12 protein-coding genes and 1 other annotated feature are annotated in these 13,598 nt (G+C 35.6%); of the genes, 3 read left to right on the top strand and 9 right to left on the bottom strand.

Translation table 11 applies throughout. From position 1 onward, the window contains the following. Positions 1–19: 19 nt before the first annotated feature. Complete coding sequence (locus ACZ76X_RS19710) at positions 20–2,020, bottom strand: methyl-accepting chemotaxis protein (RefSeq protein WP_479851449.1); 2,001 nt, start codon at positions 2,018–2,020, stop codon at positions 20–22. Between the two features lie 186 nt (positions 2,021–2,206). On the opposite strand from ACZ76X_RS19710, the gene ACZ76X_RS19705 reads away from it, so the two are divergent. Beyond that, a complete protein-coding gene (locus ACZ76X_RS19705) occupies positions 2,207–2,965 on the top strand; it encodes a TrmB family transcriptional regulator (protein WP_479851448.1) in 759 nt (252 codons plus the stop codon). Positions 2,966–2,994: 29 nt separating this feature from the next. Here ACZ76X_RS19705 and ACZ76X_RS19700 read toward each other — a convergent pair whose 3' ends face one another. From ACZ76X_RS19700 to ACZ76X_RS19670, 7 genes are all read right to left on the bottom strand, one after another. Beyond that, positions 2,995–5,151: a SpaA isopeptide-forming pilin-related protein gene (locus tag ACZ76X_RS19700; protein ID WP_479851447.1), complete on the bottom strand. Its 2,157-nt coding sequence runs from the start codon at positions 5,149–5,151 to the stop codon at positions 2,995–2,997. A gap of 269 nt (positions 5,152–5,420) precedes the next feature. Then, positions 5,421–5,591: a hypothetical protein gene (locus ACZ76X_RS19695; protein ID WP_479851446.1), complete on the bottom strand. Its 171-nt coding sequence runs from the start codon at positions 5,589–5,591 to the stop codon at positions 5,421–5,423. Between the two features lie 77 nt (positions 5,592–5,668). Next, a complete protein-coding gene (locus ACZ76X_RS19690) occupies positions 5,669–6,913 on the bottom strand; it encodes an MFS transporter (RefSeq protein WP_479851445.1) in 1,245 nt (414 codons plus the stop codon). 99 nt (positions 6,914–7,012) lie between these two features. Continuing rightward, complete coding sequence (locus tag ACZ76X_RS19685) at positions 7,013–8,326, bottom strand: APC family permease (protein WP_479851444.1); 1,314 nt, start codon at positions 8,324–8,326, stop codon at positions 7,013–7,015. Positions 8,327–8,391: 65 nt separating this feature from the next. Next, positions 8,392–8,628, bottom strand: a binding site (T-box leader). Between the two features lie 291 nt (positions 8,629–8,919). Next, positions 8,920–9,735: a hypothetical protein gene (locus ACZ76X_RS19680; RefSeq protein ID WP_479851443.1), complete on the bottom strand. Its 816-nt coding sequence runs from the start codon at positions 9,733–9,735 to the stop codon at positions 8,920–8,922. A gap of 129 nt (positions 9,736–9,864) precedes the next feature. Beyond that, positions 9,865–10,647, bottom strand: a complete 783-nt coding sequence (gene yidC / locus ACZ76X_RS19675; RefSeq protein ID WP_044791216.1) for a membrane protein insertase YidC — start codon at positions 10,645–10,647, stop codon at positions 9,865–9,867. 28 nt (positions 10,648–10,675) lie between these two features. Beyond that, complete coding sequence (locus tag ACZ76X_RS19670) at positions 10,676–10,960, bottom strand: hypothetical protein (protein WP_000394930.1); 285 nt, start codon at positions 10,958–10,960, stop codon at positions 10,676–10,678. Positions 10,961–11,237: 277 nt separating this feature from the next. On the opposite strand from ACZ76X_RS19670, the gene ACZ76X_RS19665 reads away from it, so the two are divergent. Continuing rightward, positions 11,238–12,131: a YitT family protein gene (locus tag ACZ76X_RS19665; RefSeq protein ID WP_001974449.1), complete on the top strand. Its 894-nt coding sequence runs from the start codon at positions 11,238–11,240 to the stop codon at positions 12,129–12,131. Between the two features lie 93 nt (positions 12,132–12,224). Here ACZ76X_RS19665 and ACZ76X_RS19660 read toward each other — a convergent pair whose 3' ends face one another. Then, positions 12,225–12,749, bottom strand: coding sequence for a GNAT family N-acetyltransferase (locus tag ACZ76X_RS19660; protein WP_479851442.1), 525 nt, complete (start codon positions 12,747–12,749; stop codon positions 12,225–12,227). A gap of 451 nt (positions 12,750–13,200) precedes the next feature. Here ACZ76X_RS19660 and ACZ76X_RS19655 point away from each other — a divergent pair, with 451 nt between their 5' ends. Further along, positions 13,201–13,587, top strand: coding sequence for a DUF3938 domain-containing protein (locus tag ACZ76X_RS19655; RefSeq protein ID WP_001077770.1), 387 nt, complete (start codon positions 13,201–13,203; stop codon positions 13,585–13,587). Positions 13,588–13,598 lie beyond the last annotated feature (11 nt).

The following is a 13,598-nucleotide window of genomic DNA, read 5'->3' as shown; positions in this document are numbered from 1 at the left end:
TCATCATTTTACTAATTTGTTATTCCTCTATTTTAAACTGCTCAACTAATCTTTCTAAGTCTCTCATATGCTCGGTCAAACTTTCCATCGTATGAGCTACCTTTTCTAGATGATTCACTTGTGATTCAGTTGCAGCATTTACTTCTTCCGAAACAGCTGCGCTTTCTTGACTCGTACCAGCAATTGTATGCATGACCGCTGTAATTTCTCCTTGCTCGTGACCGATATTATATACCTCTTCTACAATTTGTTCCACTGACGTACTAATCGTATTTACAACTGACATAATTGTGCGGAATTCCGTTTCTGCCTCTGTCGTAACTTTATTTTGTATATCCGCAATGTCTTTCAATTTGCTTACAACTTCTACTACTCTTCTTACTTCTACTTGTACATCACCGATCATCGTCGCAATTTCTACTGTTGCATCCTTTGATTGTTCCGCTAATTTCCTAACTTCTTCCGCAACAACAGCGAAGCCTTTACCTTGTTCACCCGCACGTGCTGCCTCGATTGAAGCATTTAAAGCAAGTAAATTCGTTTGATCCGAAATACCTTTTATAAGCTCTACAACATTTTGAATCGATCCAACCCTTTGCTCTAACTTTCCGGATGCTTCCTCTGTATGAACAACAATTGAAGAGGATTGGCTCCTCGTACGAACTAAATTGCGCATCGTATTTAATCCTTGCTTAGATGCCTCTTCAGCTTTGCCAGCCACACCTTTTATTTCCCCAACAGAGTTATTCATTTGTTCCACTGACTGTGCCATATTCTCGAGCTGCTCTGAAACTTCATCGACACTATTAGCAAGAGTGGACGCTCCTCCGCTCACATCATCCATTGCACCTGACACTTCTCTACTAGCTGCTACAGTTTCATTCGTTAAATAATGTAGATTATTCGTTGATTGTTGCACTGTTGATACACTATTTTTAATTTTGCTTACCATTTCATTCATTTGCTCAACCATATGATTAAAATGGTTCGTCAGTTCTCCAACTTCATCCTTACTTGTCACTTTCATTTGCAACGTTAAATCACCTTCTGCTACTTTTTGAACGTGATTCGTTAATAGTTGCAGCGGTCTTGCTAATCTTCTTGAGAACAAGTATGAAGCTGCAATTCCAACTAATAAGCTAATACATGCCATTATAACGACTGTATTTCTCGTACTATGTAATAACCCATCAATTGTTTCTTTCGGATAAAAAATTCCTATCTTCCATTTCATCAAATCAAATGACTGACTATATACAACTACATCTTCACCTTTTAATGTAGTGACAGCATACTTTGTTACATCTTTATTTAAACTCTTCACAAGTGCCTCTTTTGAAACATCTTTACCTACTTTCTCTGGGTAAACAAGAGCCATATTTTTATCATTTATAATAAACATTTCTCCGCCGTTATTGTATTGAATATTATGAAGTAATTTCTGAATTGTTCCGAGCGATACATCCATTGCCACAACACCTAATACAGATCCATCTTGAGCCGTAATGGCTTTAGAAACTCCCACGCTTAACTTACCTGTTGCAATTTCATACATAGGTTGTCCCCAGTGAACTTTCTTCACATCAGCTTCTGAGTCTTTATACCATGGTCTTGTCGTTGGGTCATATCCCTCTGGTACTTTTCCACCTTCAGCAAGATTGGCACTTAATGTTTTTTTATCTTTCGTACCAATATATAAGTCTAAAATGCCCGGATGATTCTTTTTGTACTCCGAAAACTCTTTCGTCAAAAATGCTTCCTCTTCTGGAGTAACTCCGTCTTGAAGCATATTACGAATCATCTCACTGTTCGCATAATACCCCATGTCTTCATCCGTTCTTTGAACAAATGTCGTAAGTTGCTCTGTCACAAGATCCATCGTATTTTGAGAATACTGATCTAAGGAGCGCACTTCCTTCTCTTTCTGCAATTGATACATAGCTGTACCTAATATTACGAACATCATAGAAATAAGCACCGAAAATACTACCGCAATTTTTAAACGTAAACTTCTCAACATCTTCCCCCAAACATCTCCTTCTCGTTGTATCGCAATCATATTAATCAATATATTAAGTATAATGGATAAAATTAAAAAATTGAAATTAATTCTCATCTCAATTTGAGTAGAAAACCCACTACCACTTGTGCAAAAACAAATAGTTCATTATCCTTAAAATATAATCTCATTCGTTCGGAGGGAACTATGTTACAAAAATTCGGTTTCTCACAATATGAAAGCCAAGCTTATGAAGTTGTCGTATCGAGCAATGAACCATTAGATGCTACAACAATCGTGAAGCATTCTGGTGTTCCAAAAGCAAAAATATATGAAGTGCTAGCACGACTGATCGATAAAGGGATGGTAATGGATTCTGTTTCAGAAAAGAAAAAGCTGTATACAGCATTACCACTCAAGCTAGCAATTGAGAAATTAACGACAGAATTTCAATCAAATATTAAAGAATTGGAAACGAATATATCAAAAAAATCTTTTACAGATGACCGTGTGTGGAGCTTAAAAATGCAATCTTCTATTCGAGTTCAAAGTAAAGAACTCATCGAAGGTGCAAAAAAGTCCATTCTTATCTCAGCTTGGAATGATACTCTTTTAGAATATCTTCCGTTATTAGAAGAAAAAGCAAAACAAGGCGTCAAAACCGAGTCCCTTATCGTTGGAAAAGTCGAAACAGACTTAGAAAACATGCATTTTCTAATCCCAGCGGAAGAGCCTAACGCGCTAGAGCGATACTTACTGCTCATCGTTGACGACCGTGAAATTTTATTTGCTGGCGTAGAGCAAGAGTCATGGCAAGCGATGAAAACAATGTCACAACCTTTCGTAAAGTTCTTTACAGAATTTTTCTATCATGACGTTGCACTTGCAAAGATTACCCAGAAACACCATGACCTCTTTATGGAAGATGAGGAAATTAAGAATTTATTAATGAAGTTGAGATACTAAAAAAACGCCTCTATTACAAGGCGTTTTTTCTACATTTCTTTTCTATTTTTCAACCTTAACACATAAGCACCAGCAATAATAAAACCTATTCCTAAAACGAATAAAGTTGTAAATTCATTGCCGACGCTTCCTGTAGCTGGTAAACGCACTTCATTATGAGTACTAGGTTGTTGCACCTGCTTCACATCAGCGGAAGGTTTCACTTCTCCATTCGGTGTTGGCTTATTTGGCTTAGAAGGAAGCGATGTCTTTTCTTCTTTCTTATTTTTCACGATATGTTTAATAATTTCTCCATTCTCTTTTATTTCAAAGGCGAATGTCTCTTCATTTATTACATATCCATTCGGCGCTATGGTTTCTTTATACGTGTACTTTCCGTATGGTAGTTTGAATTTCGCTATACCTTTTTCATCCGTTTTCCCTTTTACTACTTCTTTTCCTTGTTCGTTATAGATTGTAAACTCTGCATTTGGTAATTTTGTATTCCCATCCGCTACGTCTATTTTCGTTATTTCTAATTCACCTTCTATTTTCTTATCTTGAACGATATGTTTAATAATTTCTCCATCCTCTTTTATTTCAAAGGCGAATGTCTCTTCATTTATTACATATCCATTCGGCGCTATGGTTTCTTTATACGTGTACTTTCCGTATGGTAGTTTAAATTTCGCTATACCTTTTTCATCCGTTTTTCCTTTTACTACTTCTTTTCCTTGTTCATTGTAGATTGTAAATTCTGCGTTCGGCAGTTTCGTATTTCCATCCGCTACATCTACTTTCGTTATTTCTAATTCACCTTCTACTTTCTTATCTTGAACGATATGTTTAATAATTTCTCCATTCTCTTTTATTTCAAATGTGAATGTTTCTTCATTTATTACATATCCATTTGGCGCTATGGTTTCTTTATACGTGTACTTTCCGTATGGTAATTTGAATTTCGCTACACCTTTTTCATCCGTTTTTCCTTTTACTACTTCTTTTCCTTGTTCGTTGTAAATTGTAAACTCTGCATTTGGCAATTTTGTATTCCCATCCGCTACATCTACTTTCGTTATTTCTAATTCACCTTTTACATTTTCATTTTTCAACTCTAATACAGCAGTTTCACCAGTTTTCACTTCAATTTTTTTAACACTTCCGTCTAACACATATCCAGCTGGCGCTTGAATTTCTTTGACGCTATATATACCAATTGGAAGATTTCCTAACTCCGCAATTCCCTTATCATTAGTCGTAACATTTTGTTTAAAGTTTTCATTAGAAACTTCAAACACAGCCCCTTTTAATAATTCCTTTTTTTCTCCTAATTTCATAATCTTTAAAGAGCCTACTGATTCCCAATTTACAACTAAATCTGTACTGATTTTCTCACTATTTCTTTGTAACAATACCGTTGTATTTTGAACTTTTTCTGATCCTTTAAAAGCTATTGCTTGTAAATTTGTTAAAGTAGACTTCACTTTCATTTTAAAATTACCACTACTTGTATCTTTCGGGATTAATATTTTAAATTTTTCGTTAATTGATAATGTACTTTTTTCTTCTCCATTTTCATTTACAATTCGAAGCCCTTTAGGAGCATTTTCAGGAAGAATTGTATAAGAGCCAGAAATCGCATTTGTGTGCACTGCATAAAATCCTGTTTCTAAATAATTACCTTTTTGTGTAGCAGTTTGTGGATCTACAGGATTAACTTTAAAAAATATATCTTGTGATCCAGTTTCTTTTTTTGAAACCTCTACTAAACGCTTCATAAGATTATGTACTCGTTCATTTTTTGCAACTAAATCTTCTTCCGTTAATTCATTTGCTGCAATCCATACCGCTAATTGTGTAGCATAATGCGCCTCTTCTACTGTCACTACCCCTAATTCCGATGGGCTTTTTTGAGGATACCCATTTAATAAAACACGATATACGGCATCAGATGATTTCCCCATCTCAGGCAAATCATCTCCATTTGGAGAACGCAAATCAGGCGTTAAACAATACGCAATACTACCCGAAGCCGTTTTAATTATTTCTGTCTTTATTTCACGCTGTTTCGACTTACTATAACTCCAATCCATTTTATATGTTTCTCTGTTCATTACTTCTGCCTTCACTTGCGGCATTGCAATTCCTAATAAAATAATAAGAGCACTTAAAAAACTAAACCATTTCCCTACCATCTTTCGTTTCATTCTCTCCACCACCATATATAAATTTCTACATGAAGCAATCTTACTGTTTCATTGTACTTATAGTGAAAAAAAGAGAATAGGTGGTTTTTTTGTAGTATCTTGTCGAATTGTTGAGAAAGTTTCAAAGTAATAAGCAACATTAAAATTGTTTGTTGTCATGCTGCTATTGACAAATGAACATTACATATTTTTAATTTTCAAACACAATAAAAAAGCACTTTATAAGTGCCTTCATAACTTATGAGAAACAAATTTTAAACGAATATATATTACTTATCTTTTTCCTTTATCTCCGTCAACAGCTCAATTATTTTCTCATTTTGCTCCACTTGTTTCTCTGAGTTTTGATAGATGAAACGAACCCATCTAAGTGCAAGAACAACAAGAAACAACGGAAGCATTGAAATTAGAAAGCCAATAATCGAAAAATTTGTATACATATAGATCACCTCGCTACATACAAATTCTCCACTCCTCTACCAAAACCTGCAATTTTTTACAAATAAAAAAGAACCTATCAAACGATAGATTCTTCTTTTGCAAACTGAGCAGAACGTCCTCTCGTAATCGAGAAAATTGCACAAAGCAGCGCTAATATAATAAAGCCGCCTCCTACCCAAGCGTTGTATATAACAGATGATTTTTCAATAACAACTCCGCCTACCGTTGAACCGAGCGCAATTCCTAAGTGAAGGGCAGAGTTATTTAAACTTTGCTGAATACCAGCTGATTCTGGTGCAATTTCAATTAAATAATTTTGTTGTGCTGGTGAAATAGCCCAGCTAAGCATACTCCAAATTCCCATCATAATAATGAACAGCGGGAATGAAAATGTCATCATTGGCAATACGAAGATCGCACACGCAAATACGATAATAATTGAGATAATACTTTTCTTCGATCCCCATTTATCCGCAAGCCAGCCACCGAAGCCGCCACCAATTACTGCTGCAACTCCGAAAATGAAGTAAAATACACTAATCCAATTTGCCTCAACATGCATCACATCTTTTAAAAATGGTGTTAAATATGCATATAGTGTTAAATGACCCGTTAAAAATAAGAATGACGTTAACTGTGCACTGACAATTTTTTTATCTTTTAACGTAGCGATTTGCTCTCTTATCGATAGCACTGATGTTGGTGGTACTTTCGTTAAGAATAATGAAATACATGCGATTGCCATTACTGTTAAGATCGAAATGAGTACAAATGGTGCACGCCATCCATATGCATTTCCGAGTACAAGGCCAAGCGGTACTCCAAGTACAAGTGAGCCACTAATCCCCATGAAGATGATTCCAATTGCACGCGCACGAAAATGTGGTTCTACAACGCTAGAAGCAAGTGTTACTGACAGTGCAATAATAAGCGAACCACTCGCCGCACAAATAACCCTTGAGAACATTAACATCCCATAATTCACACTACATGCTGAAATAATATTTCCGATTAAGAAAATTGATAATGCCCCAATATATAATTTTTTTCTTTCAGACTTTCCAGTTACCGCCAATAAAACCGGACCTGACAAAGCAAATACTACTGAAAATATTGTTATAAGCTGACCAGCTGCACTAATAGATACTCCTAAGTCATTGGCAACTAAATCAAGCGTTCCTCCTATAATTAGCTCAACCGTTCCGACTACGAAAGCCGCGATAGCTAAAATATACACACGAAAATTCAAGTCTTTCCCCACGCTTTCTATTTTGGTTACTACGACTATAGTAACCAAAATAGAAATTGAAAACAAGTACAATTTTTTTACAGTAAAAAAGGTAGGCGTATTATACGCCTACCCTTCAATCATGATACTTCAGTTTTGTCCGACTTTAATGAGCAGTAAGACCCCCACTGATTAAAGTTTCACTTTATTCTTCTTATTTAAATACCAATATACCGGCAGTCCAGTAAAGACAATTCCAATGGATAAGAAACAACTTACCGGATCATTGATAATTGCACTACCGATTACAAAGAGCGAACCGAAAATCGCAACGATTGGTACGATTGGGAATAACGGTACACTATATGCACGCTCTTTATTCTTATTGCGTTTTCTTAAAATGAAGACACCAATAAACGTCATTACATAGAAAATATAAATAATGAATACGGAAATCTCAGATAGCTTATTCGGATCACTAATAATCATTAAAATAATTCCTAAAATGATTTCAACAGTAATCGCATTTGCTGGTGTTTTAAATCTTGGGCTTTCCTTTGCAATAAACTTAGCAAATGGAAGCTGTCCACGTTCTGCCATCGACATCGGGATACGTGGGAACGTTAAAATCTTTCCATTTAAACAACCGAAAATAGACACGATAATACCGATACTAATAATTTTTCCACCATATTCACCAAGTAGCATGCCCGCAGCTGTCGCTGTTGCATTTTCTCCAAGGTCCACAATTTCCACTGCTGGTAATACATTTAATAATGCCAAATTAATTAATACGTAGGCAGCTGTTACAATTAAAATCCCAACTGTCATTGCTTTCGGTAATAACTTTGTTGGATTCTTCATTTCTCCGCCAATTGACGCAAGCAGGATCCAGCCGTCATAAGCAAATAATGTTGCTAAAATTGCCATACCGATACTTTGATTTTCAGATATCGGCACAACTACATTAAAGATATCGCTATTTCCTTTCCAAAAACCTAGCACGACGATTAATACGATCGGAATCATTTTCCCGATTGTCGTAACTGTTTGGACGATACCTCCGTATTTTGTTCCCATACTATTTACAACACCAAGGAACACAACAGTTCCAATTGCAATTGGTAAATTCCATACTTTATCTAAATAGAAGAAGTTAATCATTAAAGAACTAAAGTACAACCCTAACGTTCCAATAATAGCTGGTCCATAAACAATCGTTTGCATCCAGCCTGATAAATATCCCCAAAAACTTCCGTAAATCTCCTCTAAATACGTATACAACCCACCATTTTTCGGGATTTGCGCTCCAATTTCAGCTACTGTTAAACCGCTTGCTAGCGTCAACAGACCACCAATTACCCAAGCAAGAATCGCCATATTAGAACTCCCCGAGTAATCTAATACGCTCCCTGGTTTCATAAACACACCAGATCCAATAATCGTTCCTACTACGATAGAAAGTGCTACCGTTAAACCAATCTTGTTCTTCTCATCATGATGCATGCTGCGTATCCTCCTTCCAATCCTAGTGTGATGCAAAAATGAAATAAAAAAACACTCCTCCCTAAAAAAGGGACGAGTGTTATATTCGTGGTTCCACCCTTGTTTCAATTCGTAAAGTAACACACTTCACCAATTTCTCAAGTCTAAATAACGGTTTTTGCCGGCAAGCAATTACTAGATGTTCGTTCACTGCTGCAGTTCAGAGGTGGTAATCCATTTTTTCGTATTAGGAAGCTCACAGCCAAAGGCTTCCCTCTCTGAGAATCGTAAAAAATTGATCGTGTCCTCATCATCACTTCTTGATGTCGAATTTTGTAGTTATTGTTCATTATATTGAATTGTTAGAAAAAATCAATATATTTTTTATATAACATACGAAATGTTTCTCTTCTTATATTATAACAGAATTTACGATACTTCTCTAATTCCCTAGTATCTTCGGAACAGTGTAGCGGCAAAAAATTATATCAGCGATTTTTCAAATATATCGATTTACCAACAAAAAACGACAATAAGTAAGAGGAGACTTTCTAAAAGAAAGTCTCCCCACATACATACCTTCCGGTTGCCCACACGAAAGATACATAATTCGCTTATTTATCTTCTTTGTTCATAAAAAACTTGTGATGCGGAAGGTCCACATTTAATGCCTCTAATTGTTTCTTTTCATTATCTAAAATCGCTTGTGCTTTTGTTTTTGTTGCCTCATCTAATCCTGCAAAGATGTCTCCATGCTTACCCTTCTCTGGGAACTTCACGCCTAGTTTTGTTAATTCTTCTTTTGCTTGCTTATGTGTTAATTTTCCGGACTTTTCCTGTTCAAAAATAGACTTTGCTTTTTCCTTTGTTGCTTCATCTAAGTTAGCAAGTATGTCTTTATGCTTACCCTTCTCTGGCATTTTCACGCCTAACTTCGTTAATTCCTCTTTTGCTTGTTCACGTGTTAATTTGCCGGATTTCTCTTGCTCTAAAATTGATTTTGCTTTTTCTTTTGTTGCTTCGTCTAAGTTAGCAAACATGTCTCCATGCTTACCCTTTTCTGGGAACTTCACGCCTAGTTTTGTTAATTCTTCTTTTGCTTGTTCACGTGTTAATTTTCCAGACTTTTCTTGCTCTACAATTGATTTCGCTTTTTCTTTCGTTTGATCATCTAATCCCGCAAACATATCTTTACGTTTTTCTTTCTCTGGAAGCTTTACACCTAGCTCCTCCAACTGTTTCTTTGTATCGTCCATAATCGTTTTTACTTTTTGTTTTGTAGCATCATCTAAATCTTTTTTCGCCGTTTTTGTCGCTTGCTCAGGTGCTGGAGTATTCGTTGCCGCGAATGCCGGAATACCGACTCCTCCAATGATTCCGAATGATAAAGCACCTGCAATCGCTAAATACCCAACTGTTTTCTTCTTCATAGGAAATTTCCTCCTTCATATTTCTAAAGCATGTACACTTTCGTATACAATGCCTATAGTAATGTTGGTTTCTTAAAATTTCCTTAACGCCTTAACAAAAAAACACCGCTCATCCCGAGCGGCGTTGTTCTATGCTTTTTGTAATTGTAATTCTTCACGTTCCATTATTCTTCTTAATACAATTGTTTGTGTCATTGTAAATAAGTTACCTGTTATCCAGTACAACACAAGACCTGATGGCGCCGCAAATCCCATAAATAAAATCATTGCCGGCATCATAATTTGCTGCATTTTCAGCATCTGTACTTGTTCTCCAGGTGTAATATTAGATTGGAAAACTTTCATCTGAATAAATGTCGTTAACGCTGCGATAATCGGTAATATATGATAAGGATCTGCATGTCCTAAGTTTACCCATAAAAACGAAGATGTGCGAATCTCTTCTGTTCGGCTAATCGCATAATACAAAGCAGAGAAAATCGGCATTTGTATAAAGATTGGCCAGCAACCAGCAAGTGGATTCCAACCGCCTGATTTCATTAGTTCTGACATTTCTTTTTGATACTGCTTTTGTTTTTCAAGATCTTTACTTACATCACCGTATTTTTTCTTTAGCTTCTGTAATTCAGGTTGCATTTTTTTCATTTTCGCTTGGCTACGATATTGCGAAACAGCTAATGGAATCATTGCTGAACGAATAACGAGCGTCATAATAATGATAGCAATCCCGAAGCTAGCTCCCGGTATATGATGAGCAACAAATTGAATCATAAACGAAATTGGATATACGAAATAATGATCCCAAATTCCGGTACTATGTGCATCAATTGGGGCTGCATTACTGCAACCAGATAAAACAAAAACAAGTAATAATGATAAACTAACGAGCACAGCTCGGTATGATTTTAACATGTTCATTCCTCCAATGTTTCGTAATTATTTAGCGAAACATTGGTGTATACGGACCAACCTCGTCATTCTCTTCACTTGATTCTTGTCTGCGTACAGAACGAATCATTCCATATTTATAAAAAATCGAAAATAGCGGTACATTTCCCGCACTATCTTCACATGTATCAACTAACGCAAAAGCTCTTTGTCTACCGCTCGATGCTTGCTGACGCACAAAGCGAGAAACGTTAGCAAGGAAGAAAACTTCTAATAAACAAAGTGCTGTCGTTACAAACGATATATATAGAATTGCATCCTGCAATAAAAATTCCATCGCTTCACATCCTTAATAAAGTCATTTTAGCACATTCGGCAAACATTCTCTATTTCCTTTTATCGTCAAAAAAAGTATTTTGCATATTTTCTCAAGAAAACAATAATTAAGAAACATTGTATTCGCTTTCTTTAGTATATTCACACACATCAATGAATAGGCTTGATTTATTAGAAATTTATAAAATTTTTGCATTATAATAAAACTATTGCCAGTTTTTGAAAAAACCTTTATTCTCTTCTTGTAATCAAAAATGAATATGGAGATGAAACATACTATGGGTCAACTAGGAGACGCCGATTACGTTCCCGACACCGCCTTTTTATCCTTCCCAGCAGCTAAAACATTTCACTTAGAATTTATCATACAGTTGGTTGTTATTTTCGTAGCTTCTATTTTGTATGCAATTTCTATGAATATGTTCTTTATCCCGCATAACATGATTAGCGGTGGATTCGCTGGAGTAGGGATGATTATCGGTTATTTAATGCACTACAATATCGGTGCACTTATCTTTTTACTAAACATTCCTCTTCTTATTTTAAGTCACTTTTACTTAGGCAAGAAGACAACCTTTTTAACAGCGTACTTTGTAGCTATATCATCGTTAGCGATGAACATTATCCCTGTACACCAAGTTTCAGACGATATTTTACTATCTTCTGTATTCGGCGGTGTAATCTGCGGAGCAGCCTCAGGAATCATATTCCGATTTGCTTCTTCAACAGGTGGATTTGATGTTGTTGGATTGATTGTAGCGAAATATCGCGATGTTTCAATTGGAGCAATCATCTTCGGATTCAACTTAATCTTACTTGTTGTAGCAGGATTTATTTTCGGATGGGATATTACACTTTATACGTTAATCAGTCGATTTGTAGTCAGCAAAGTAATCGATGCTGTGCATACGAAACATATTAAATTAACGATAATGACAATTACAGAAAAAGGCGAGGAAATAAAAAGCGCCCTACTACATCACGGCATACGTGGCGTGACAATGGTAGATGCTGTCGGCGGCTATACAAACCATAAGAAAAAAATGATTTACACTGTCGTGACTCGCTATGAGTTAGGCGAAATGAAACGTATTATCCGTCAAGTGGATAACAAAGCATTTATGAATATTACTGAAACAGTTGAAATTGTCGGCCGTTTCAAACGTATATAAAAAAGAGTAATACATGAAAGGGCATAACATATTAGTTATGCCCTTTGTTATTCAACTCACGCACCCTTTAGCATAATAAAATTACTACGTTTATTATGACAAATCAGTGGATAGCATTCCATATACAATACTATCTGTCCATTCATCTTTATTCCAAAAGTCTTGCATGAAATGTGCTTCCTTTCTCATGCCTATTCGTTCACACAATTTTTGTGAAGCTGTATTACGTGCATCAAGATTAGCTTGTATACGATGTACATTACATTCATTAAATAATTTAAATACCAAACTACTTACTGCTTCTGTTGCCAAACCTCTCCCAGCTACTTCACTTGAAAAACTATAACCAATCTCAACAGTATCTTTCATATTTGTGTACCATACGGATAAATCACCAACTACTTTAGTTTTGTATATAACCGCCAAACTTAATACTGATTCTTTAGTAAGTACATTGTTTGCTAGCTTCTTATTAAATCTCTCCTGCATGTCTTCATGAGTCCACTTATTATGTAATAGAAACTTACATGTATCATCATTATTATAAATAGCAAATACATTCTGTAAATCAGTCCTCTTAAAAGGTCTAATTATTAATCTTTCTGTTGTGATTTCCAAGCTAGTTCCCCTCTCTTTCCTTTATGCTACAAAACATTTTTATAGTATTTAATTCCCCTTCTTATATCCCACCTTAATTACATATTTCATCATAGTAAATGAAAATCCTTCTTCCACTAAACTGCACCGCTAATGGTATTTCCTTGCGATTTTTATTTTTTACACTTATTACAAAATCAGATAATTCTATCATTATGGTTCTAAATGTGTTATAATGAAAACAGACTCACAAAAAAAGAGTATATAGACTTGGAAGTTTCTCTTATTTTACAAGCAAAAAGAAACGAGCAGTCGGGTATATTTCAGACACCATACACGTAACGGTTTAAAAAACCGATCACTCTTCAATGATCTTTTTTATAAAAAGATACGTACAACTAAAACTCACTTCAATATACTATACCTACCTTTTTGACTTCCAAATCATCTTATTACATAAGGAGATGAACATATGAATCAATATATACGATATACAATAGCTGTCCTGTTTGCTATTATCGGCGGAACAATCTGCTTCTGGACAAACACTCAGCTTGGAGAGAATATCATTTTTAATGGAATCGAAACACTTGTAAGCGCTTCAATTTTAGGCGGATACATTTTCTTCCTCTTCAATCCAGAAGAAAATGCGCAAAAAACAATGCTACTAACAATGATCGGAATCGTTGGCGGATGTATTTCCTACTCAATGACTAACTATACATTACCACTTCAATTAAGCTCAGCTTTCTTCCACGGTCTATGGACTTGGTTCATTGCATTCTGCCTAGCAGACGTATTCAACCTATTACAAGACAATGAAGAAGAAAACGGTCGCCAAATTGAAAGTAACTCGTAAGCTGGAAGATG

It is taken from the genome of Bacillus sp. BC05(2025) (assembly GCF_056725905.1).
This window is presented reverse-complemented; position numbering and strand designations above follow the sequence as displayed.